Annotated in this window: 35 protein-coding genes; 2 read left to right on the top strand and 33 right to left on the bottom strand. The window is 43.2% G+C overall.

The features are described 5' to 3' along the window. Positions 1-12: 12 nt before the first annotated feature. From ACFPK9_RS15910 to ACFPK9_RS16040, 27 genes are all read right to left on the bottom strand, one after another. Positions 13-561 carry a C39 family peptidase gene (locus ACFPK9_RS15910; RefSeq protein ID WP_377092526.1) on the bottom strand — a complete coding sequence of 183 codons (549 nt, stop codon included), beginning with the start codon at positions 559-561 and terminating at the stop codon, positions 13-15. 207 nt (positions 562-768) lie between these two features. Next, positions 769-1,227 carry a hypothetical protein gene (locus tag ACFPK9_RS15915; RefSeq protein WP_377092527.1) on the bottom strand — a complete coding sequence of 153 codons (459 nt, stop codon included), beginning with the start codon at positions 1,225-1,227 and terminating at the stop codon, positions 769-771. A 127-nt stretch (positions 1,228-1,354) separates the two neighbouring features. Then, positions 1,355-1,906, bottom strand: a complete 552-nt coding sequence (locus ACFPK9_RS15920; RefSeq protein WP_377092528.1) for an SMI1/KNR4 family protein — start codon at positions 1,904-1,906, stop codon at positions 1,355-1,357. Between the two features lie 624 nt (positions 1,907-2,530). Beyond that, entirely contained in the window at positions 2,531-3,160 is a 630-nt protein-coding gene (locus ACFPK9_RS15925; RefSeq protein WP_377092529.1) for an HNH endonuclease, read from the bottom strand. Positions 3,161-3,313: 153 nt separating this feature from the next. Continuing rightward, entirely contained in the window at positions 3,314-3,586 is a 273-nt protein-coding gene (locus ACFPK9_RS15930) for a PoNe immunity protein domain-containing protein (RefSeq protein WP_377096522.1), read from the bottom strand. Then, complete coding sequence (locus ACFPK9_RS15935; protein ID WP_377092530.1) at positions 3,574-4,482, bottom strand: IS3 family transposase; 909 nt, start codon at positions 4,480-4,482, stop codon at positions 3,574-3,576. Before ACFPK9_RS15935 ends, ACFPK9_RS15930 begins: the two co-directional genes overlap by 13 nt. A 2-nt stretch (positions 4,483-4,484) precedes the next feature. Then, positions 4,485-4,751 carry a transposase gene (locus ACFPK9_RS15940; RefSeq protein ID WP_377092531.1) on the bottom strand — a complete coding sequence of 89 codons (267 nt, stop codon included), beginning with the start codon at positions 4,749-4,751 and terminating at the stop codon, positions 4,485-4,487. Between the two features lie 332 nt (positions 4,752-5,083). Next, positions 5,084-5,593 (bottom strand): hypothetical protein, encoded by a 510-nt coding sequence (locus ACFPK9_RS15945; protein WP_377092532.1) that lies wholly within the window; start codon positions 5,591-5,593, stop codon positions 5,084-5,086. Positions 5,594-5,747: 154 nt separating this feature from the next. Beyond that, positions 5,748-5,969, bottom strand: coding sequence for a hypothetical protein (locus ACFPK9_RS15950; protein WP_377092533.1), 222 nt, complete (start codon positions 5,967-5,969; stop codon positions 5,748-5,750). A 245-nt stretch (positions 5,970-6,214) separates the two neighbouring features. Beyond that, entirely contained in the window at positions 6,215-6,526 is a 312-nt protein-coding gene (locus ACFPK9_RS15955) for a type II toxin-antitoxin system RelE/ParE family toxin (RefSeq protein ID WP_377092534.1), read from the bottom strand. Further along, positions 6,514-6,771 (bottom strand): type II toxin-antitoxin system Phd/YefM family antitoxin, encoded by a 258-nt coding sequence (locus tag ACFPK9_RS15960; protein ID WP_377092535.1) that lies wholly within the window; start codon positions 6,769-6,771, stop codon positions 6,514-6,516. The genes ACFPK9_RS15955 and ACFPK9_RS15960 overlap by 13 nt, the downstream gene beginning before the upstream one ends. 183 nt (positions 6,772-6,954) lie before the next feature. Then, complete coding sequence (locus ACFPK9_RS15965; RefSeq protein WP_377092536.1) at positions 6,955-7,209, bottom strand: hypothetical protein; 255 nt, start codon at positions 7,207-7,209, stop codon at positions 6,955-6,957. 4 nt (positions 7,210-7,213) lie between these two features. Beyond that, positions 7,214-7,414: a hypothetical protein gene (locus tag ACFPK9_RS15970; RefSeq protein ID WP_377092537.1), complete on the bottom strand. Its 201-nt coding sequence runs from the start codon at positions 7,412-7,414 to the stop codon at positions 7,214-7,216. Between the two features lie 177 nt (positions 7,415-7,591). Beyond that, entirely contained in the window at positions 7,592-7,963 is a 372-nt protein-coding gene (locus tag ACFPK9_RS15975; protein WP_377092538.1) for a zinc ribbon domain-containing protein, read from the bottom strand. A 143-nt stretch (positions 7,964-8,106) separates the two neighbouring features. Beyond that, positions 8,107-8,661: a hypothetical protein gene (locus ACFPK9_RS15980; protein WP_377092539.1), complete on the bottom strand. Its 555-nt coding sequence runs from the start codon at positions 8,659-8,661 to the stop codon at positions 8,107-8,109. 163 nt (positions 8,662-8,824) lie between these two features. Further along, positions 8,825-9,115 (bottom strand): hypothetical protein, encoded by a 291-nt coding sequence (locus tag ACFPK9_RS15985; RefSeq protein WP_377092540.1) that lies wholly within the window; start codon positions 9,113-9,115, stop codon positions 8,825-8,827. Positions 9,116-9,277: 162 nt separating this feature from the next. Next, positions 9,278-9,580, bottom strand: coding sequence for a hypothetical protein (locus tag ACFPK9_RS15990; RefSeq protein ID WP_377092541.1), 303 nt, complete (start codon positions 9,578-9,580; stop codon positions 9,278-9,280). 272 nt (positions 9,581-9,852) lie between these two features. Further along, on the bottom strand, positions 9,853-10,296 hold the full coding sequence (locus ACFPK9_RS15995; RefSeq protein ID WP_377092542.1) for a GNAT family N-acetyltransferase: 444 nt from the start codon (positions 10,294-10,296) through the stop codon (positions 9,853-9,855). Positions 10,297-11,304: 1,008 nt separating this feature from the next. Then, positions 11,305-12,027 carry a hypothetical protein gene (locus tag ACFPK9_RS16000; RefSeq protein WP_377092543.1) on the bottom strand — a complete coding sequence of 241 codons (723 nt, stop codon included), beginning with the start codon at positions 12,025-12,027 and terminating at the stop codon, positions 11,305-11,307. Positions 12,028-12,358: 331 nt separating this feature from the next. Further along, positions 12,359-13,417, bottom strand: a complete 1,059-nt coding sequence (locus ACFPK9_RS16005) for an IS4 family transposase (RefSeq protein WP_377092544.1) — start codon at positions 13,415-13,417, stop codon at positions 12,359-12,361. A 381-nt stretch (positions 13,418-13,798) separates the two neighbouring features. Continuing rightward, positions 13,799-14,224, bottom strand: coding sequence for a hypothetical protein (locus tag ACFPK9_RS16010; protein WP_377092545.1), 426 nt, complete (start codon positions 14,222-14,224; stop codon positions 13,799-13,801). 1,143 nt (positions 14,225-15,367) lie between these two features. After that, positions 15,368-15,607, bottom strand: a complete 240-nt coding sequence (locus ACFPK9_RS16015; RefSeq protein WP_377092546.1) for a hypothetical protein — start codon at positions 15,605-15,607, stop codon at positions 15,368-15,370. 158 nt (positions 15,608-15,765) lie between these two features. Continuing rightward, a complete protein-coding gene (locus ACFPK9_RS16020) occupies positions 15,766-15,984 on the bottom strand; it encodes a hypothetical protein (protein WP_377092547.1) in 219 nt (72 codons plus the stop codon). 215 nt (positions 15,985-16,199) lie between these two features. Beyond that, a complete protein-coding gene (locus tag ACFPK9_RS16025; protein ID WP_377092548.1) occupies positions 16,200-16,382 on the bottom strand; it encodes a hypothetical protein in 183 nt (60 codons plus the stop codon). 325 nt (positions 16,383-16,707) lie between these two features. Next, complete coding sequence (locus ACFPK9_RS16030) at positions 16,708-17,130, bottom strand: hypothetical protein (RefSeq protein ID WP_377092549.1); 423 nt, start codon at positions 17,128-17,130, stop codon at positions 16,708-16,710. A 143-nt stretch (positions 17,131-17,273) separates the two neighbouring features. Then, positions 17,274-17,717 (bottom strand): hypothetical protein, encoded by a 444-nt coding sequence (locus tag ACFPK9_RS16035; RefSeq protein ID WP_377092550.1) that lies wholly within the window; start codon positions 17,715-17,717, stop codon positions 17,274-17,276. Between the two features lie 548 nt (positions 17,718-18,265). Beyond that, the gene (locus ACFPK9_RS16040) at positions 18,266-18,448 is read right to left on the bottom strand and encodes a hypothetical protein (RefSeq protein WP_377092510.1); all 183 of its coding nucleotides are present in this window, start codon (positions 18,446-18,448) and stop codon (positions 18,266-18,268) included. 566 nt (positions 18,449-19,014) lie between these two features. On the opposite strand from ACFPK9_RS16040, the gene ACFPK9_RS16045 reads away from it, so the two are divergent. After that, entirely contained in the window at positions 19,015-19,281 is a 267-nt protein-coding gene (locus ACFPK9_RS16045) for a transposase (protein ID WP_377092531.1), read from the top strand. 2 nt (positions 19,282-19,283) lie between these two features. Continuing rightward, positions 19,284-20,192, top strand: a complete 909-nt coding sequence (locus ACFPK9_RS16050; protein WP_377092530.1) for an IS3 family transposase — start codon at positions 19,284-19,286, stop codon at positions 20,190-20,192. 424 nt (positions 20,193-20,616) lie between these two features. Here the strand turns inward: ACFPK9_RS16050 and ACFPK9_RS16055 are convergent, their stop codons facing one another. The 6 genes from ACFPK9_RS16055 to ACFPK9_RS16080 form a co-directional block, all read right to left on the bottom strand. Continuing rightward, positions 20,617-20,961 (bottom strand): DUF4410 domain-containing protein, encoded by a 345-nt coding sequence (locus tag ACFPK9_RS16055; RefSeq protein ID WP_377092551.1) that lies wholly within the window; start codon positions 20,959-20,961, stop codon positions 20,617-20,619. A gap of 158 nt (positions 20,962-21,119) precedes the next feature. After that, entirely contained in the window at positions 21,120-21,398 is a 279-nt protein-coding gene (locus ACFPK9_RS16060) for an integrase core domain-containing protein (RefSeq protein WP_377096497.1), read from the bottom strand. Further along, positions 21,344-21,613 (bottom strand): DDE-type integrase/transposase/recombinase, encoded by a 270-nt coding sequence (locus tag ACFPK9_RS16065; RefSeq protein ID WP_377096500.1) that lies wholly within the window; start codon positions 21,611-21,613, stop codon positions 21,344-21,346. The genes ACFPK9_RS16060 and ACFPK9_RS16065 overlap by 55 nt, the downstream gene beginning before the upstream one ends. A 2-nt stretch (positions 21,614-21,615) precedes the next feature. Further along, on the bottom strand, positions 21,616-21,825 hold the full coding sequence (locus tag ACFPK9_RS16070) for a hypothetical protein (protein WP_377096503.1): 210 nt from the start codon (positions 21,823-21,825) through the stop codon (positions 21,616-21,618). A gap of 202 nt (positions 21,826-22,027) precedes the next feature. Continuing rightward, entirely contained in the window at positions 22,028-22,294 is a 267-nt protein-coding gene (locus tag ACFPK9_RS16075; RefSeq protein ID WP_377092531.1) for a transposase, read from the bottom strand. A gap of 51 nt (positions 22,295-22,345) precedes the next feature. Further along, positions 22,346-22,504 carry a hypothetical protein gene (locus ACFPK9_RS16080; protein ID WP_377092552.1) on the bottom strand — a complete coding sequence of 53 codons (159 nt, stop codon included), beginning with the start codon at positions 22,502-22,504 and terminating at the stop codon, positions 22,346-22,348. Positions 22,505-22,565: the final 61 nt, after the last annotated feature.

Genomic DNA, 22,565 nt, shown 5'->3' on the forward strand with positions numbered 1-22,565 from the left:
GTGGATAAAGATCTAATTCACTTTGAGGAACCTTATGGTGAATATGCCACTCTCATAATCGCTCATATCAATGTTCGAACCTCTTTTAGATAGCGGATCTTGGATGATGTAACCTTCGGAGTTTTTGCCGGTAATGAGCACCCAATGAAATATTACGTTCTTGTAGAGAACTTTAGCTATTACCGGATTACCTAGCTTTAGCTGCTGATCTATATCTTCATGTGAAGGGCTATCTTCTACTATGACGGAAAACTTTCCATCTGTTACTGATGAAATGGCACTCCATATTAAGAGGGCGTTTTCAGTGAAGCCTTGATGGGAAATTAGCTCATTATTTAGTTCCAAAGGTGTTATTTTATAGCCGTGGGCACTAAGTGACATAGCTGTGGAACAAACAGTGCAGCCATGCGAGGAGATGGTGTCATCAGTTCCTCCGAGACTTGTTGTCGCCCATAAATCATCATGTTGTCGATATAAGGGAGTCTCTATGAGTACATCAAAGACATCGCCTCCTGTAGTCGAAAGGCCTGTTTTCGTGTCTGGTGTAGAACTATATTTCACGATGTTTAGAGTGATGACTACAGAGAGTATCGCCAATAGGATTAGTAACCTCCATAGAGATGTTTTGCTCATTACTTTTTAGGCTAACGTAAAGCACACCAGCCACGAACTCTGCCGTGAACCTGTGCTGTGGGTTTAAAGTGAGAATTATCAGAAGGGTGAGCGGAACTCAACCACGGTGAGTGGTTGGGTGCAGCGTCTTGTTAGCTAAGGCAGTTTTGTGAGGTTCGCGATATAGTTTGCATCGTCGGTCGACTTAATAAAATCAGTGATCTTATCGAAATCGCTTTGTTCAAAGCCACGATAACCTAGAGCATAGTTTATTTTGGATGAACGGAGGTCTTCGTCAAATATGACAAATGATCTATACATGTTGATGCTGTACTCAGTGTACGTCTCAGTACAAATGCGTCCACAGGATTTACATTTAAAGTGGCGTATTGAATCTCCATGTCTCTGAATACCTTCGTCCATGGGAACGAAATCACCGTCACGTATCACATGTTGAATCAAAATCTCAGCGTCCCATAAAAGAGTTGGGGAAATACCGTAGTCTTCAAAGTTGAAGCTGATAATTTTCTGGAATCCTGGAACAGCGCATCTGCATTCGTTCTTAATCTCTTGGATTACTTCTTCAATGTAACGAGCTGGAGTAAAGGCTGACATATTTAAGCTAACGTAAAGCACACCAACCGCGAACTTTACGTGGAAACTGTGCTATGGGTTTAAAGTGAGAATTACCAGAAAGGAAAGCGGAACTCAATCGCGGTGAGCGGTTGGGTGCAGCGTCTTGTTAGTCAAGAGCAGTGAATCCGATATGCTTGTGTAACTCGTCCTTATCTAAATCCTTATCTAGTTTCTTGTAATACTTGGAATTGCGCTTCTGTCCTCGGTCAATGTACTCATCAAAAGAAACAGCTAAATAGTAGTATGGGTTGTCTTTGTACCCATTTTCAAGATTGTATTCTAAGACGACTGGATCTTCGTGAACTCTGTAATCAAGTACGAGATAGTCTCCGTTCCCTTCATGAGCAATAGGAATAACTTTCGGGTCTTTATCTCGAAAGGCTAAATCGTAGATTTCTAGAATGGTTGAAGAGATATATTCTATGTGACCTTCTTTAAGAGCTAAGAAGTCAAAACCAGATGGGCCCGAGTATGAATTCTCAACAAAGATTGAAGCTTCTTCTTCCATCGCCCATATTCGCTTAAGAGTATCGGGAAACTTGATGGATAAATTTTCTTCTAAGTCTTCTACGACCTTTGATTGTTCAGGGGTAAATCCTTCAAATGAAATCACCTTTTTGATGTCTTTATCCGTTATATTTATCTGGCGCTTGTTCATTTTAGACTAACGTAAAGCACACCAACCGCGACCGTTGTGGGCCAGTGTGAGATTTTGGGTTAAAGATAGAATTATCAGAAATGGAGCGGAACTCAACCGCGGTAAGCGGTTGGGTGCAGCGTCTTGTTCTGTAAGGCAATTTAGGGAAGTTGCAGCTTTGAATATTGTGATGATGTCGTGAAAGCAAATTCGAGAAATGATCGAGAACTCTGTAAATTTCGAAGGCCAAATGGCAGAAATGGTCGAAACTGAAATCGGTAAATTTAACCAACAGGAACAATCAAATAAGTGCTTTGAAATCTAAAATCTGGGGAATTAGACACTGTGTTTTCACAGCTGACCAAAAGAGATCTTCACGAGTGATTACGCGTCAACGGAGAATAGAGATGAGCAACGAGTGGTGTTTCCTATGCTGCGATCAGAATAGCTTTACGAATGGAGATCGAATCTGAAAGAAGCGTACAATTTAACAGAACGTAAAGCACACCAACCACTGACTTCCACCAGTGAATCTGTGCTATGGGTTTTAAAGTTTGAATAATCTGAGAGGAGAGCAGCGCGCAACCGCGGTCAGTGGTTGGGTGCAGCGTCTTGTTAGACCATTGGTGACGTTAGGAGTTTTTGTTAAGTCTTTAATAATCTTGTCAAGCCATCCCAAGAACCAATTTTCATCTCTCTAGTCATCGGGTCTGACATTCCCATCTCCTCAAGAGTGTTTTCCATTCGTCCACAATTACATGGCTGACAGGCGACAACCATATTATTTGGATAGCTGCTTCCACCTCTTGAATGTGGAAGAACGTGATCAAAAACCATATCCATTGCGAGTAATGCCGTATGACGATCTTTGTTAGCAGGTCCCCATCGCATTGCTTCGGGATATAATTCAACTAGAAACTTGCAGACCTCTCTCGGAATCACTGGAATACCACAGAATCGACAATAATACCCATCACGTTCAATTATCTCTCGCTTATGTGCAGCTCTAGGCATTCTCGGCTTGAGTCGTTCTTCTTTGGGGATAATTGGTAGTGGTTCATCTAATTCATAATGACGTCGGAAACTGTTTTTCCCCCATAGTCTCTCAGTCCAGTCATAGATTTCAGGGTAGTCTGCCAACTTTAGGAGATTATTAGCAGTGCGGGGATCTCCGCCAATATGTGCATCAACAGCTTTGCTAAGTAGCTCAGCAGCCTTGAATATCTCAGGAATTGGCTTTTCTAAGTAGTCTCGAAATATGGGGTGCTTTGACATGGTTGTCTATTTTAGTCTAACGTAAAGCACACCAGCCGCGAACTAACCGAGGAAACTGCGCTGTGGGTTTAAAGTAGGAATTATCAGTAATGTTAGTGGAACTCAACCGCGGTGAGCGGTTGGGTGCAGCGTCTTGTTCGACAAGAGCAGTTTTTAAGGTGTGCACAGGTAATTATCTACTAGCTCTTTTGGGTAGTATGGATGATCTCGGTAGATAGTATCGTCGATGTCAGTGACAGCGCTGACAGCAGCGGCTTCAAATGCCCAAGTGCCGAAATAAAAGTACTTTCCGTTATCCCAGCTCTTTGGGTAGGAAGACCATGCATGTTCTTTCGAGTTAGCAATATACCGATCCAGATACGATAGGATTTGTTTCTCTTCTGTATTGGCCTGACCCCGCGCTTTGGACAGATCTAAACTGTAGATTCAGTGAAGATGTTGTTTCTTATTAGGTTAGGGATTAGTTCGCGTACAGACGGAGTGGAGGGCGTAGCCCGTAACGGAGTCTGTACGCTGCGCGCGAACTCATTGGGTGTGAGATAAGCCAACGAGCTATGGATGCGTTCATCGTTATACTCTTTTCGCCATCCTTCTAGCAAAATTTTAGCTTCTGCTAGAGAGTAGAAGATTTCACGATTCAGGAACTCATCGCGTAGCTTGTCGTGAAAGCTCTCGATGTAGCACTGCTCCCATGGTGAACCTAGTGTAATGTAGTGTGTTTGGATGCCTTGCTCTTTGAGCCAGTCTCGAATTTTGTAGGCTATAAACTCTGGACCATTATCACTACGAATGAACCGAGGAGGCCCATGCTCAACAATGAGCTCTTCTAGAACTTCAATTACGTCTTCGGCTCGGTAGCTATGACGAGGATTCAAGCTATGACATTGACGAGTGTATTCATCTAACACGCTTAAAATGCGGAAGCTCGACCCATGCTCTGTTTGATCGTAAACAAAGTCCCAGCTCCAGACTTCATTTTTTGCACTGGCGCGGAGTCGTTTGGGTTCATTTTCATTTACTCGTCTACTCTTGCGCTGCTTCTTGCGTACTTGTAGGCCGTGACGGCGACGTATCGCCTGTACACGCTTAGAGTTGATTTTATGGCCTTCTCGGCGCATCAAAGCGGTAATGCGCCTGTAGCCATAACGAGGGTTATCCTTGCTGAGCCTCAGAACCTCTCGCTCAAGCTCTATACTCTCAGGGCTACGTTGACTAACCCAATAAAAGCTAGATCGCTGTAAGCCTATCGCTCTACACACTTCACTTACTTTCGCAAACCCAGACTCTACTAGTGTGCGAACCACCGTCTTCTTGGCTGCCACACTTACCACTTTTTTGAGTTCACTTCCTTGAGTATGTCGATCTGCATCGCCTGATCAGCTATGATGCGCTTCATCCGCGCATTTTCCTCTTCTAAGGCTTTAAGCTTTCGAGCCTCGTTTACATCCATATCCCCATATTTACTCTTCCATAGGGAAATTGTTTGAGGACTCACATTATGCTCGGCACAGATTTCTTTACGACTCTTACCAGCTCGCAATTCTTGCAGGATTCTGACTTTTTGCTCTTCGCTAAAACGGCTTCTTTTCATGTTTTTCGATTTGGTTATATCACCAAATCTACATTTATGAACTGCACAGTTCTACGGGGTCAGGCCAAATCCAACCATCATGATTGGAAATACAAGCTGTGATCTTCGCTTAATCTTCTGATGTGATGGAGACCTTTGATAAAATCGCTCACTAAAGTTGAGACAGTCTTTATCAGTGAGTGTGAAGTGAAGTTTCATTTAGGAGAACGTAAAGCACACCAACCACGAACTTTGCCGAGGAACTGTGCTGTGGGTTTAAAGTGAGAATTATCAGAAAGGTGAGCGGAACTCAACCACGGTGAGTGGTTGGGTGCAGCGTCTTGTTAGGCAAGTCAGTTTTGTTTGGTAGAAGGGTAAGGCTGTGGTGGAATAGGTGGTCTAACAGGAGATGATTCAAATTTCCCGACTTGTTTAGTAGTTACCGATTTAAGAACGCCATCTTTGAAGGTATAAATATCGACGAGTGGTGGCATGTATAAGTTTTGTCCTCTCCCGTACCTTCTATTCAAAACACCTGAAAACCATGAAGCAAAAAGCCTAGATTTTTCACCTAGAGGAATTGAAATGAGTTTGAGGTCACGAGTTCTCGTATCAAGAACTTCAAGCTTTGTTATATAGAGCTTTTTGTCTACAACCTCGAATTCAGCATAGAAACCATCCTTGTTGGCTGTAGAACCACCTCCTTGTGTATAGTGGTCTACCTGACTTTTTAGTTCGTCGTTGAGTTTGAAGTCTAAAACGTAGATAGTTTTTCCGTTGATTTTCAAAGGGTCAGCAATTTGCTTCGAACCATATGATGGGCATGGAAGACTAAATATTAGTATGATGAGGGGGATTTTCATTACGCAGTGTATTTTTAGCCTAACGTAAAGCACACCAACCGCGAACATTGCCGAGGAACTGCGCTATGGGTTTAGAGTGTGAATTACCAGAGAAAGACGCGGAACTCAACCGCGGTGAGCGGTTGGGTGCAGCGTCTTGTTCTACAGAGGCAATTTAGCGTGGTCGAGCTATTGCCCACTGGCCATTCTTCTTCTCGAAAAGAGTAGGAGCGGGAGTAACAAATGCAATAAGCTCATCTTTAGAATGCACCGAGACTGTTGTCGGCGTAATGTGCATCATGGATGTAACTTTTAGGTTGGAATAGCGCTTCGTGAAAATGTCTTCAATTGCCTTAGCATCTGCTGAGCTGACTTGTTTGCTAGCAGGTATCTTCATGCCACTGATTGTTTTGTAGGGAGATGAAGATGTAGTTTGTGAAGAGCATGAGCTCATGAATAGAGCAACAGGAATTGCTGTTAGTAGTATGTGTTTGTTCATAGAAGTGTGTAAATTTAGTAGAACGTAAAGCACACCAACTACGAACTCTGCCGTGAAACTGTGCTGTGGGTTTAAAGTGAGAATTACCAGAGAGGGGAGCGGAACTTAACCACGATGAGTGGTTGGGTGCAGCGTCTTGTTCGTCAAGTCAGTTTACGAGCTTCGATGTCTTCAAGACGTAGTAGCTTCTCAAATCTCATAACGTACACAATGTAAACAGTGTCGCTTTCAACTCTGTAAAATATGCGCAAAGGACTCACAATAAGGTGACGATATTCAGTGTCACTTAAATCGTGAGGTACAGGACACATCTCAGGAAAGGTCTCGAGTAAGCTAGCCTTCTCAAAAACTAGTTTAATGAGTTCTTTTGCGGCACGTTCATTATCCAGAGCTATGTGATCTGCAATTTGCTCTAGATCTTGGAGTGCAGGCTCAGCCCAAACTAATCTAGCCATCTGGACATTCTTTTTGACGCTTCATCATGTGGAACGACTCGACCATCTTTGATCGCCTTTTCTCCTTTGGCGATACCTTCAAGAAGGTGGATTCTAGCTTCCATAGATTCGTAGGTCTCTACATCAACTAAGTATGCGGCAGGTAATCCATGTTGAGTAATGAGTACAGGCTCATGCTCTTCAGATATCTGCGCAATGATGTCAGTAGCTTTTCTTTTTAAAGTGGTTACAAGTTCAGCTCTCATGTGGTGACACTAAAGTAGCACTTTTTGTTCTGCAAGTGGTAATTTAGACGAACGTAAAGCACACCAACCGCGAACTAACCGAGGAAACTGTGCTGTGGGTTTAAAGTTAGAATTACCAGAAAGGAAAGAGGAACTCAACCGCGGTGAGCGGTTGGGTGCAGCGTCTTGTTCGGCAAAGGCAATTTATGAGATTAACCGGTCGTAATCTGCATGACTGCCAATCCAGAACCAAGTCATGGAACCATCAACTCTGACACCTAGTGCTCGATACTTAATACCTGCACGGACAGACCAAAAGCGACCGACTTTCTTAAAATGCAATGAAGGGTGGAATGGATCTTTCTTCAATAACCCGAAGTTTTCATCGGCTACACTTTGAACCTTAGCTGGAAGCTTTTCGTATGCATTCCAGAACTTACTAGTAGCGTAATGATCCACTAGACTATAGCTTGCGTGTTTTTCCTGAACGGAATTCTGCAATAGCCTCATCGGCTAAACTATCTAATTTTCCACTACTAAGATCACGTTCAATTTGAGCGTCCCATTCAGCGGCTTCAAAGGTATGAAACCACTCACGGAATGCTGCCAAATCGTGTTTTCCAAGCTGTTCTACAGCCTCTTCAATAGCTTCAACTGTGCTCATACCAGAAAGCTACAATATTTACCTAGAACGTCAATATTTAGCCGAACGTAAAGCACACCAACCGCGAACTAACCGAGGAAACTGTACTGTGGGTTTAAAGTAGGAATTATCAGAAATGTTAGCGGAGCTCAACCGCGGTGAGCGGTTGGGTGCAGCGTCTTGTTCTGCAAGACTAATTCAGATGTTCTTACCGCACTTTGGACAGAACTTGTAGTCTTCTTTCAGTGAGGTTCCACAGTATGGACAAAAAGAGGTTCTATTAGCAGGTGGTACTCCAGAGCTGGTTCTTTTGGGTGATAATGGATCGGGTTCATCATTAGAGCGAGTGACCTCAAACGTGCTAAACCGATTTTTTGATGTAGCGTTGTAAAAATTAAAAATAGCGGAACCAATAGCAGCCATTATAAATATTACCCCGAAAGCTGTAAACATACTGGGAGCTCCCATTGATGTAGCTCCGATTGTCCAGAAGACTCCGAAGATAGCTGCAAAAATACTCATGAATCCGCCACCCATTGACGGGCCTCTACCTGGTTTAATGTTGTACATAGTTTTATTTAGCAGAACGTAAAGCACACCAGCCGCGACCGTTGGAGGCCAGTGTGAGATTTTGGTTATAAGGTAGAACTACCAGTAATGGAGCGGAACTCAACCGCGGTAAGCGGTTGGGTGCAGCGTCTTGTTCTGCAGAGTCAATTTATTAACGGGTCGATTTCTTCTAATCTTTTAGTTTTCTTCTTTAGATCGTATGCTCTGCGTTTCTCTCCAACTGGGCTTAACTGAATCTCAGATACTGCAGGACTATGAATTAAGAGAGAACCTGATTCAGTTACTCCGCAAGGCATAGCTCCATCTCTGTAGATGTCTAAAACATCTTTCCAAAAACCAGTTACTTCTCCGTGTTTGGCTTCGGATTTAATAATGGAAGATAAGTCCCAAAGTATTTGGTCAATGAAATCTCCGTAAGATCTATAATCCCATATATAACGCCAGATATCTATGAGTTCACTAGCGTGTTGATAGATGTAGTAGTCTGCAGCCTCAGATGGTTCTACATAAAGTTTGGAACACTGCATCTCGAAGAAGTCGTTATAAACCTGATAAGGAGATTCCACTAATTGTGATGACTGTAACTCTTCGGCTAGACTAGCATCTGTGACGACTTCAAAATCTGAATGTAGGTATTTATCTGATGAGAAAAGCGTTTGATCATGGAGGAATGACCGTATTTCTTCTAAGGCTTTCATAATTTAGCAGAACGTAAAGCACACCAGCCACGAACTTTACCGTGAACCTGTGCTGAGTGTTTAAAGTGAGAATTACCCGAGAGGTGAGCGGAACTCAACCACGGTGAGTGGTTGGGTGCAGCGTCTTGTTCTACCAAGGCGATTTAAGGAGCTTAGATTGATGTTAGAGTAGGTTTAGATCGTGGAATGTTTTGTTGAAATCCCTACTTTGTTTTTGACTGTCGGGTGAGTCGTACTCCGCTTGCCAAAGTACATCTCTCCAGTCTTTACGAGCTTGTTGAATGTAGAGTTCGAGTTTTTTGAAATCGCCATCAGCTAAATAGATTATAGATCTAAGCAACCGATTAGAAATCAGACCTTTAGTTTGAGCGTCGAGTTCCTTTAGTCGTTCATGAACGGTCGGGGCATCGGATTTAAAGTCATGTTCAATTTTCTGAAATACGTCTAGAGGCATGATTAATTTAGTAGAACGTAAAGCACACCAACCACGAACTTTGCCGAGGAACTGTGCTGTGGGTTTAAAGTGAGAATTACCAGAGAGGGGAGCGGAACTCAACCACGGTGAGTGGTTGGGTGCAGCGTCTTGTTAGGCAAGTCAGTTTTAGGGCTTAGTGTCTTAGTAATCGAGAATGGTTACAAACTCACGGCGAAGTTCCAGAGTGTGAGTTTCATATAGTTTGTTATCTAGGTAAATGTTGAGAGTGTAATCTGTAGATTTGAGGTTCTTGGGTTTGGTCGATACTAATACGCTTTTATAGCTCTTGCTTGGGTCGACTGTCGGATAGGGCGGAAAGCTATCAAGTACACTAATTGCTTCAGCAGAACGTTTGTGGAGTAACTCAAAGCTCAGCTGAGAAATTGGTGTATTCTGTAGGTCTTCGGGAAGTGTTACTGACAGCTCGTTCTTTCGTGATGCCATCACTGAACTGCTGGACTCACCGTTCTTATTAGACAATGTGAACGTGGCATATTCGCATGAACTAATGAGTAATAGCTGTAGAATGACTAAAATTCTAATCATTGGCTTAACGATGGGTGGGATATTCATATTTAGCCTAACGTAAAGCACACCAACCGCGACCGTTGGAGGCCAGTGTGAGGTTTTGAGTTAAAGATAGAATTACCAGAAATGGAGCGGAACTCAACCGCGGTAAGCGGTTGGGTGCAGCGTCTTGTTCTGCAGAGGCAATTTTATGGGGTGGAGATAGGATTTGAGGAATGTCTAATCATGAAAGTAGCATGACCAGCATCTTCAAGCTCTATAAAGCCCATTCTTGTGTAGAGGTTTCGTGCGGGGTTGGACTTTAGGACTCTGAGTCTAACAGGAATGCTTTGTTCATCAGCTTCCGCAAGTACATTGGCGATTAGTGAACTTCCAATGCCCATATTCTGGAACTCCTGTGAAATCTGAATGTCGCCTAGATAAATGTGATCTGTATGATGCTGGACTTTGAGCATGCCGATGTCCTGATCTTCAAATGTGATAATCTCAACTTCATGAGGATCAAAATGCTTTCTGAACACAGTGCGATCCCACTTCATGGAGACTTCGTAATATGGGCGCATCAAGTTTTCATAGAATGGCTCTAACCAATCTAAGTCAGATAACGTGGCTGGTCTCGTGGAGGTGTTCATATTTAGCAGAACGTAAAGCACACCAACCGCGAACTAACCGAGGAAACTGTGCTGTGGATTTAAAGTAGGAATTATCAGAAATGTTAGCGGAACTCAACCGCGGTAAGCGGTTGGGTGCAGCGTCTTGTTCTGTAAGGCAATTTAGGGAAGTTGCAGTTTTGAATATTGTGATGATACCGTGAAAGCAAATTCGAGAAATGATCGAGAAACCTGTAATCTTTGAAGGCCAAATGGCAGAAATGTTCGAAACTGAAATCGGTAACTTCAACCAATCGAAACAATCAAAAAAGTGCTTTAAAATCTGAAATTGTGGGAATGAGAAACCGTGTTTAGCAGCTAACTAAAAGAGATCTTCACGAGTGATTACGCGTCAACGGAGAATTGAGATGAGCGACGAGCGGTGCATTCTATGCTGCGATCAGAATAGTTTTACGAATGGAGATCGAATCTGAAAGAAGCGGACAATTTAACAGAACGTAAAGCACACCAACCGCGAACTCTGCCGAGGAACTGTGCTATGGGTTTAAAGTGAGAATTATCAGAGAGGAGAGCGGAACTCAACCACGGTGAGTGGTTGGGTGCAGCGTCTTGTTCTACAGAGTCAATTTATGGAGTTCTGGTTTGGTGCTGCGTCAAGTAATTCCATCATCTGGAGACGAACTAGGTGAAGCCCTGAATTCTGAATATGGTCATCTGCGAAGCACTGAGACGAAATCAGCTAGAACTATTAATTAAGAAAGCGAAGTACTGCGATTCGCGAATGTACAAAAACTATCTGAGGCGTTTGGAAGTTCGAAGCTGATGTCCAATCGCCTGTTGATATGATGATTAATTTATCTAGCAACATTCCAATTACCAAAGGAACGACCTAATTTAGTAGAACGTAAAGCACACCAACCGCGACTGTTGGAGGCCAGTGTGAGATTTTGGGTGAAAGGTGGAATTATCAGAAATAGAGCGGAACTCAACCGCGGTAAGCGGTTGGGTGCAGCGTCTTGTTCGATAAGGTCAGTTTAGGGTATCTCCAATGAGGTCTGATGCGTATTCTATGATATCTTCATCGCTACAGTCTTTGAGAATGGTACGTAGCTGTTCGGTCCAGAATACTTTAATCGAATCATCTTCAGTAGTATTGATGATTCCCTCAACGATACAGATCATAGAAATATTTGGTGATCTTCGTAATGAGTCTAATATTACCGCAGATTCTAGTTTTGCATCCCATGCAATGTGAATGAGAGACTGGTCTTCATGGTCTGGGAAGCGTTCGAAAAATCTAATAATTGCAGGAACTATAAGATGTGAACCTTCTGAGTCTTCATCAAAGCCTTCAAGAGCTTCGAACACCTGACCTTCGATAGTTAAATGTTTATCGTCACATGAGGCGGAATCAAGTGCCTCTATAACTTGCTGAACTGTCTTTTGCGATACTGGTGGAGAAGGTGTGGTTAAGAACGAGTAGCCAATTCTGTAGCAATCTAGATTAGGAAGCCAAACTAGTTCTAAAGAGAGCTTCTTTGTTTGGTTAGTTGTATCTACTACCCCTGAAACTTTGAATCTTGGCGGCTCTAATAGGGTTATCTCTAAATCGAATGATGATACGTGTTCAATGCCTTGATCGATAAGGTATTCTGATATCTTTATGATCGCCTTTTTGTATGACGGAGCTTCATCTGACCATAGAGCAATAAATTGTTCGCGAGGCAGAGTTTTTTCTAAAAGCGTTATCATTTTAATCGAACGTAAAGCACACCAACCGCGACCGTTGGAGGCCAGTGTGAGATTTTAAGTGAGAGGTAGAATTACCAGAAATGGAGCGGAACTCAACCGCGATAAGCGGTTGGGTGCAGCGTCTTGTTCTGCCAGACGGTGAAAACCAGAGAACCTTGTTTGTGAGTGAAGTGTAAAGTGCCAAAACCCTGTGCTTCAATAGCGGAAGGATGAAAGCTCTGAATGTCTGCCAAATAGAAAAAATCTGTGATGCCCATATGCTAGAAGTACCAGAAATATCCGAGTAGAGATGTATGCTAGTAATGACGAGAACCTACTAATCAGCATCACACTACACGACAATTTTTTTGGGAAAAGCTCCATTATCAATCCATCCTAAAAACTGATTCCACAGTTGCTCTAAGCGTTTGGGGTGATTGAGCATTTCAATCACATGCTCGAGGCCAGCCCTGAAGTAACTCTTGCGTTTTATATAAGCAGGCAGGGTTTTGTTATGCTTCAAAATGACTCCCCAACTAAAACAGAAGAAGAAGCTTAGGGTGACCACGGCTACTAGTGTGTCGACTCTTTTTGCTTCCCTTAGATGAGTGTCTTCTATGTTGAGCCCTTTCTTTTTGAAGTGACCAAAGAGTACTTCAATACCCCAGCGACGCTGATAGGCGTTCAGAGCTTTCTTACTTTTGAAACGGTTACTCACGACGTAAAGCGTTTGGGTACGTTGTGTTCGAACTTCTTTTTTACCAAAATAGAGATTCATTCCCCAGATACTTTGGCGTTCTACCCGCGAGCGTTTACACTCCATAGCGAGTAGATCACCAACAATGGTATTTGCTTTGATTCGCAACACAAAAGTAACTTCCTTCTTGTCTAACCAAGCAAGCCACCTCTTCCCGTGGAATTCGCGATCCATAGCAATGAAGTAAATGTCCTTGGCAGGCAGAACTTCGAGAAGTTTACTCATTAGCCCAATGCGTAGCTTTGTGTTGGAGTTCCCTCGTTTGGAAGTCTGTGGTAAGGTTTGCCAAACGAGAGGAACAGCTATTTTTCCCACAATCACTCCGATAGTTAGGATGTTGATGTGAGTTTTACCGAACTGCCAATTGGTTCGATCAATACTCAAAATATAGCCATCCTTAGGTTTAGGGATTTTTCCCAAAATGAGTTGCGTGATAGCGAGCATGGGCAGTTCCCATGTGGCAAAGAACCTTTGGAACCGACGGTAACGACTACTTTGTGAGCACTCCATTTGGCTATCCGTGGCCAGCTTCACCAAATTGACAGATCGAGACTTTGTGATCGCAAAAATAATGTCAGCGAGACACTTGAGACGTGAAAGATTCCCTCCAACCTGCTGTCTCAGAGTTGTTAGTATAGAAATGTGTAAAGACATGCCTATTTTGCGGCATGGCACTTGTAGTCAAGGTTTTATCTAACAAGCAGTTGTGATTTTTTGTCGTGTAGTGTGAATCAGCATAATCCAAAGAGGATGAATAACTACTCCAATACGCTTATCCACAGCAGTCAGCGAGAAAGAGTGATGTTTCTGTTCCAGGCATAGAAACTGAGATAATGTCTCTGGATTTAGGGGAATAATCAAAAAACAGCGTAATCAGAAATAATGTCTATCAGATCTAAAAACTGAATTTTTAGCAGAACGTAAAGCACACCAACCGCGACCGTTGTGGGCCAGTGTGAGATTTTGGGTGAAAGGTGGAATTATCAGAAATGGAGCGGAACTCAACCGCGGTAAGCGGTTGGGTGCAGCGTCTTGTTATGCAAGGCGATTTTTTAGGTTAAGGATTGCATCAGAAGGATAATCCCATGACCAATTTATCTGGTCTTGATCGAGATCAAAGAAGGGTTTGATAGTAATGATAGCCTCTATGATTGACCGAATCAATTTATCTGTAGGGGCATCCAATGAAGCTAGTAATGTGTCATTGTGATCCGTGATAATTAGAGTACAATTTGATGTGTTATTAGTGAATTTCCATACCAGATAATTAGGCTCTAAAGACCAGTCTACAGAAGCATCTATAGATCCTGATAGTATGGAATTTAGAGCTTTGCATAATCCGTAAAGCGAATCACAAGGAACATCTGATGCATCGAATCTAAATTCATCCACAGTAATGGTCATCCAACCATGTGAAGGTTGACCAAATATGATACGGGGTGGATCTGATTTATTTAGCATAACGTAAAGCACACCAACCGCGAACTAAACGAGGAAACTGTGCTGTGGGTTTAAAGTGAGAATTACCAGAAAGGAAAGCGGAACTCAACCGCGGTGAGCGGTTGGGTGCAGCGTCTTGTTCTGTAAGGCAATTTAGGGAAGTTGCAGCTTTGAATATTGTGATGATGTCGTGAAACCAAATTCGAGAAATGATCGAGAACTCTGTAAACTTCGAAGGCCAAATGGCAGAAATGTTCGAAACTGAAATCGGTAACTTCAACCAACAGGAACAATCAAATAAGTGCTTTGAAATCTAAAATCTGGGGAATTAGACACTGTGTTTTCACAGCCAACCAAAAGAGATCTTCACGAGTGATTACGCTTCAACTGAGAATTGAGATGAGCGATGAGCGGTGTTTTCTATGCTGCGATCAGAATAGCTATACGAATGGAGATCGAATCTGAAAGAAGCGCACAATTTAACAGAACGTAAAGCACACCAACCGCGACCGTTGGAGGCCAGTGTGAGATTTTGGGTTAAAGATAGAAGTATCAAAAATGGAGCGGAACTCAACCGCGGTAAGCGGTTGGGTGCAGCGTCTTGTTAGGCAAGTCAATTTCATAGCGCTAGTTCCAGTCGAGAAGCCACCTAAATGGAGATCTACCAACTGTCGAAATAAGTACGAGTGAGATTACAGTTAGACCAACCCAGAGAGAAAGTACTCTTGTGATGTGTTGAGAGCCTGTGAGTGAATATCGGAAATACCAAAAGGATGAGAGGTTTATTATGGATACGATGAGAGCTGTGGATACAGGCAGTATGGAGAACATCATAAACGCTAAGAAGAAAGATAATGCTACTAGTAAGAATATCTCTAGAATGAGAATTCGCCATTTAAGTAGCGGTATGTATTCGTCGTTCATGTGGGAGTGAGCGTGTATATTTAGCCTAACGCAAAGCACACCAACCACTCACTCAACCTGTGAATGTGTGGTGCGCGTAAATAGAAAGAAATTATATGAAACTAATTGGAAACGTAACAGCGGTGAGTGGTTGGGTGCAGCGTCTTGTTCTGCAAGGTGATTTTATGGAGTGGTTTAGATGGCAGCCATTTATTGTGGGTTTCCTCACTACATTCATCCTTATTCGGATGTTGCTATTTATTAGCCGCCCCCAACCTCGCGCCGCGAAGCCATTCCAGTATTCCGGATATTATTCTCGCGGCGTTGCATATCCTTATCGTGAGCTTTCTGAGCAGCGAAAAGATTCATCTCGTGCTTCCTCTGCTTCTCATTTTCTTTCGCGGTCTTGTATTGCTGGTACCACGCAACTCCAAAAGCGCCAAGTAGAGCGATAACGGCGCCAATGAATCCAGATAGTAAGTTATTTATGTCTATAGTCATCTTTAATTTGGTAGAACGTAAAGCACACCAACCACGAACTTTACGTGGAAACTGTGCTGTGGGTTTAAAGTAAGAATTACCAGAAAGGAGAGCGGAACTCAACCGCGGTGAGTGGTTGGGTGCAGCGTCTTGTTCTGCAATTTTATTTACGCTAGAAGTCAGAAGTTTGCTTGAGACGAAGATGGCGAACTATTGGAGTCTTCTAGGTGTTCTCCGTTTCTTTTTTTGTGGTTTACGACTTCAGCAGTAATGAACCAAGTAATCCCACCGAGAATGGTAGCCAACACAAAGTGGCGGACAGTGATGTCAGTGGCTTTACTGGTGCCAATAAATTCGACTTTTCCTAACCTTCTAGCCCAATGAAAGAGTATGTGCATAAATTTACTTATTGGATATGAAGCAATCAGGAGACCAATACCTAGATAATGTAAAAAAAACCACTCTTCAACGGGACTCATTTCGATGTGTTAGTTTGAGGTGAATAATTAATGCAGGTTTCATTTAGGAGAACGTAAAGCACACCAACCGCGAACTATACGAGGAATGTGTGCTATGGGTTTAAAGTGAGAATTATCAGAAAGGAAAGCGGAACTCAACCGCGGTGAGCGGTTGGGTGCAGCGTCTTGTTCTGCAAGGCGATCCCTGCGGAAATGATAGAGTGACCAGTGAAGAAGGAAAGTCGTGATGTTTCGTGCAACCTGCTGGAGGAGTAACCGAGAATGTTCGAACTCAGAAAGCAACATGCTGAGCCTGATTTTGAGAAACCATCGTTCATTTAGCAAGCGACGTGCTGAGACGAAGTGAGTGAAATCTGAGCATTCATAAAACGTGAGTCTGCGATTCGCGAATGTAGAGAAAATGTCTTCGAGAACTGAACGATCTGAGAAAGGGAAAGTAGCTGACTGAAGTGTAGTAAATTCTCTGGATGTTCTGAAAATGAGCGATTTATCATAAACTGCGCAAATTTAGCAGAACGTGAAGCACACCAACCACGAACTTTACGTGGAAACTGTGCTGTGGGTTTAAAGTGAGAATTATCAGAAAGGTGAGCGGAACTCAACCGCGGTGAGTGGTTGGGTGCAGCGTCTTGTTCTGCAGAGTCAATTTTTTAACGGATCGTTGATGGGACTGCTTACGTATAGCTTCATTAGATCTTCGTTCCACTTGTGAAGAAATAGTTCCTGTTTACCCGCTTCATCCACATAGAGTATTTGTTTTTTAGATAGATGTTTTGTGCTGTAGATTAGACCAACAGAATTACCATTTGAGTTAGTTATGAAATTTGTATCGGGCTCACTTAAAGTGTAGTGCAGGCAAATCTCGATGATGTCGTCTTTTTCTGAAACTTTGGCATCTGATAGCCATGTAGCGCTGTCTCCTGTGAATACTTCTATGTAGAGATTAGTGTCGTCTTTTTGGTAGGCTTTGATGATAGAGAAGTCTTCATATTTGTAAGTGGGTTTGAGCCATGTACCACACCCTACGATAGAGAGAATGCATAGTAGTATGAGGAAACGTTTCATATTTAGCAGAACGTAAAGCACACCAACCGCGAACTAACCGAGGAACCTGTGCTGTGGGTTTAAAGTGTGAATTATCAGAAAGGAAAGCGGAACTCAACCGCGGTGAGCGGTTGGGTGCAGCGTCTTGTTATGCAAAGGCAGTTTTATTCGGTGCGCATCGATTTTTCATGAGCTTTCATGTCGACAACAACGATCGTGACAAGGCTCTCATGTACTGATCCGTGAAGTTCTACTTTGTCAGAGTTAGTGAAGATTGTCGCCCCAATGGTAAAGTCAGGAAGATCTGGATGAGAAAAGGCAATAATATGATTAATGTCTGGGTTGTTATTTATGATCTTCTGTTGTTCGACTTGCTCAATAGCTGCGTTCTCGAGTGGCCACCCATCACCAAGAAACTTTGTTAGATCTGTAATGAGTTTATCCAGTGTTTTATTTGTATGATAGTGGTAATTAGTGACGATCTTCCCGCCAGATTTAGCTTCAAAGGTGTCATTGGGTAATGCTTTGGAGAAGTCAGGAAGTGACTTGTCATTAGCAAAAAGAAATGAGTATGATGCCCAGAGTAGGAGTGTCGTTTTTTTTAGCATAACGTAAAGCACACCAACCGCGAACTAAACGAGGAAACTGCGCTATGGGTTTAAAGTGAGAATTACCAGAGAGAGACGCGGAACTCAACCGCGGTGAGCGGTTGGGTGCAGCGTCTTGTTCTGTAAGGCAATTTAGGGAAGTTGCAGCTTTGAATATTGTAATGATGCCGTGAAAGCAAATTCGAGAAATGATCGAGAAATCTGTAAATTTCGAAGGCCAAATGGCAGAAATGTTCGAAACTGAAATCGGTAACTTCAACCAATAGGAACAATCAAAAAAGTGCTTTAAAATCTGAAACCGTGGGAATGAGAAACCGTGTTTAGCAGCCGACCAAAAGAGATCTTCACAAGTGATTACGCTTCAACGGAGAATTGAGATGAGCGACGAGCGGTGTTTTCTATGCTGCGATCAGAATAGCTATACGAATGGAGATCGAATCTGAAAGAAGCGCATAATTTAACAGAACGTAAAGCACACCAACCACGAACTTTGCCGAGGAACTGTGCTATGGGTTTAAAGTAAGAATTACCAGAAAGGAGAGCGGAACTCAACCGCGGTGAGTGGTTGGGTGCAGCGTCTTGTTCTGCAAGGCGATCCCTGCGGAAATGATAGAGTGACCAGTGAAGAATGAAAGCCGTGATGTTTCGTGTAACTTGCTGGAGGAGTAACCGAGAATGTTCGAACTCAGAAAGCAACAGGCTGAGCCTGATTCTGAGAAACCATCGCTCATTTAGCAAGCGACGTGCTGAGACGAAGTGAGTGAAATCTGAGAATTCAGAAAACGTGAGTCTGCGATTCGCGAATGTAGAGAAGATGTCTTCGAGAAATGAATGATCGAAGAAAGAGAAGACATCTAACCGAAGAGTAATAAAAGCATCGGATGTACTGAAAATGAGCGATTTATCATAAACTGCGCAAATTTAGCAGAACGTAAAGCACACCAACCACGAACTTTACGTGGAAACTGCGCTGTGGGTTTAAAGTTAGAATTAGCAGAGAGGAAAGCGGAACTCAACCACGGTGAGTGGTTGGGTGCAGCGTCTTGTTCGCTAAGGCAGTTTTTGAGTGATGAGGATGGATTAGCCTTTAGTTAATTCAATGGAAGAGACTACACCATCTTTGAATTGGATATACCAGTTAGAGTTTCCTATCCAATAGAGTTCTGAGGTGTCTGACTTCAAGTAGTCTCTGTACATTTGCTGAGCATCATTGGACTCTTCATAAGGTCTTGGCCTGACCCCGTAGAACTGTGCAGTTCATAAATGTAGATTTGGTGATATAACCAAATCGAAAAACATGAAAAGAAGCCGTTTTAGCGAAGAGCAAAAAGTCAGAATCCTGCAAGAATTGCGAGCTGGTAAGAGTCGTAAAGAAATCTGTGCCGAGCATAATGTGAGTCCTCAAACAATTTCCCTATGGAAGAGTAAATATGGGGATATGGATGTAAACGAGGCTCGAAAGCTTAAAGCCTTAGAAGAGGAAAATGCGCGGATGAAGCGCATCATAGCTGATCAGGCGATGCAGATCGACATACTCAAGGAAGTGAACTCAAAAAAGTGGTAAGTGTGGCAGCCAAGAAGACGGTGGTTCGCACACTAGTAGAGTCTGGGTTTGCGAAAGTAAGTGAAGTGTGTAGAGCGATAGGCTTACAGCGATCTAGCTTTTATTGGGTTAGTCAACGTAGCCCTGAGAGTATAGAGCTTGAGCGAGAGGTTCTGAGGCTCAGCAAGGATAACCCTCGTTATGGCTACAGGCGCATTACCGCTTTGATGCGCCGAGAAGGCCATAAAATCAACTCTAAGCGTGTACAGGCGATACGTCGCCGTCACGGCCTACAAGTACGCAAGAAGCAGCGCAAGAGTAGACGAGTAAATGAAAATGAACCCAAACGACTCCGCGCCAGTGCAAAAAATGAAGTCTGGAGCTGGGACTTTGTTTACGATCAAACAGAGCATGGGTCGAGCTTCCGCATTTTAAGCGTGTTAGATGAATACACTCGTCAATGTCATAGCTTGAATCCTCGTCATAGCTACCGAGCCGAAGACGTAATTGAAGTTCTAGAAGAGCTCATTGTTGAGCATGGGCCTCCTCGGTTCATTCGTAGTGATAATGGTCCAGAGTTTATAGCCTACAAAATTCGAGACTGGCTCAAAGAGCAAGGCATCCAAACACACTACATTACACTAGGTTCACCATGGGAGCAGTGCTACATCGAGAGCTTTCACGACAAGCTACGCGATGAGTTCCTGAATCGTGAAATCTTCTACTCTCTAGCAGAAGCTAAAATTTTGCTAGAAGGATGGCGAAAAGAGTATAACGATGAACGCATCCATAGCTCGTTGGCTTATCTCACACCCAATGAGTTCGCGCGCAGCGTACAGACTCCGTTACGGGCTACGCCCTCCACTCCGTCTGTACGCGAACTAATCCCTAACCTAATAAGAAACAACATCTTCACTGAATCTACAGTTTAGATCTGTCCAAAGCGCGGGGTCAGGCCAGTCTTAGATCAGGAAAAAGTGTGCTAACTTCGTCAAAGGTCATACCAAGGAGGTCTGATCTTAGGTCGACATCTACGTTCAAAAACACAACGTAATTTGGATCATAGTGGGATAACCCGTGTTTCCATAGATTGTATTTTATATTGAAGTGATGGCTATCTTCAGCCTTAAACCAAAGAAAGAAGGTGGGGCATAACAGGATACTCAGTAGGATGGCTGAAAGTACAAATGTCTTCTTTTTTCTAGAAGCTGTCATATTTAAGCGAACGTAAAGCACACCAACCGCGAACTATACGAGGAATGTGTGCTATGGGTTTAAAGATTGAATTATCAGAAAGGAAAGCGGAACTCAACCGCGGTGAGCGGTTGGGTGCAGCGTCTTGTTCTCCAAAGTCGATTAATTGGACCCAGTTAGTGTGTTTGTAATTGATTTGATTAGGCTGTCTTCAATATCGCCAACCTTAACAGTCGCTCCATACATGCCACCCCAGGCAAAAGTTTTATTTACTAGGAATGCTCCAGTGTTCCCTAGGTTATCCATATGGGTTACTTTTGATTTAATCTTGATTTGACCTAATCCAGCTAACATAGATCTAGCGAATGCGTTACCTTTATCGAACTCAGTGATCTGGACGGTTGTCTTGAAGGATTTTGGGTCTCTATTAGTTGGGTATTTGGATTTCTGCTTATTGAGTTGGTGTTCAAGTTTATCCGTAAATCTATTCTTGTCATAGTTAAGCAATTCAACGTCAGATGCAGTTGTGATTTTAATATCTACTGTATCTTTTTTTGTAACTAGTAGGACTGGTTCTAATTTATCTGTAACCTTGGCACTAGGAGTAGTTCCTGCGCAACTAATTAAGGAGCCTGAGATGGCCTGACCCCGCGCTTTGGACAGATCTAAACTGTAGATTCAGTGAAGATGTTGTTTCTTATTAGGTTAGGGATTAGTTCGCGTACAGACGGAGTGGAGGGCGTAGCCCGTAACGGAGTCTGTACGCTGCGCGCGAACTCATTGGGTGTGAGATAAGCCAACGAGCTATGGATGCGTTCATCGTTATACTCTTTTCGCCATCCTTCTAGCAAAATTTTAGCTTCTGCTAGAGAGTAGAAGATTTCACGATTCAGGAACTCATCGCGTAGCTTGTCGTGAAAGCTCTCGATGTAGCACTGCTCCATGGTGAACCTAGTGTAATGTAGTGTGTTTGGATGCCTTGCTCTTTGAGCCAGTCTCGAATTTTGTAGGCTATAAACTCTGGACCATTATCACTACGAATGAACCGAGGAGGCCCATGCTCAACAATGAGCTCTTCTAGAACTTCAATTACGTCTTCGGCTCGGTAGCTATGACGAGGATTCAAGCTATGACATTGACGAGTGTATTCATCTAACACGCTTAAATGCGGAAGCTCGACCCATGCTCTGTTTGATCGTAAACAAAGTCCCAGCTCCAGACTTCATTTTTTGCACTGGCGCGGAGTCGTTTGGGTTCATTTTCATTTACTCGTCTACTCTTGCGCTGCTTCTTGCGTACTTGTAGGCCGTGACGGCGACGTATCGCCTGTACACGCTTAGAGTTGATTTTATGGCCTTCTCGGCGCATCAAAGCGTAATGCGCCTGTAGCCATAACGAGGGTTATCCTTGCTGAGCCTCAGAACCTCTCGCTCAAGCTCTATACTCTCAGGGCTACGTTGACTAACCCAATAAAAGCTAGATCGCTGTAAGCCTATCGCTCTACACACTTCACTTACTTTCGCAAACCCAGACTCTACTAGTGTGCGAACCACCGTCTTCTTGGCTGCCACACTTACCACTTTTTTGAGTTCACTTCCTTGAGTATGTCGATCTGCATCGCCTGATCAGCTATGATGCGCTTCATCCGCGCATTTTCCTCTTCTAAGGCTTTAAGCTTTCGAGCCTCGTTTACATCCATATCCCCATATTTACTCTTCCATAGGGAAATTGTTTGAGGACTCACATTATGCTCGGCACAGATTTCTTTACGACTCTTACCAGCTCGCAATTCTTGCAGGATTCTGACTTTTTGCTCTTCGCTAAAACGGCTTCTTTTCATGTTTTTCGATTTGGTTATATCACCAAATCTACATTTATGAACTGCACAGTTCTACGGGGTCAGGCCAAGTACATCAAAGACATCGCCTCCTGTAGTCGAAAGGCCTGTTTTCGTGTCTGGTGTAGAACTATATTTCACGATGTTTAGAGTGATGACTACAGAGAGTATCGCCAATAGGATTAGTAACCTCCATAGAGATGTTTTGCTCATTACTTTTTAGGCTAACGTAAAGCACACCAATCACCGAACTCTCAGCGTGCTTTAGTTTTGG

It is taken from the genome of Rubritalea spongiae (assembly GCF_042652385.1).
Classification (GTDB): Bacteria; Verrucomicrobiota; Verrucomicrobiia; order Verrucomicrobiales; family Akkermansiaceae; genus Rubritalea; species Rubritalea spongiae.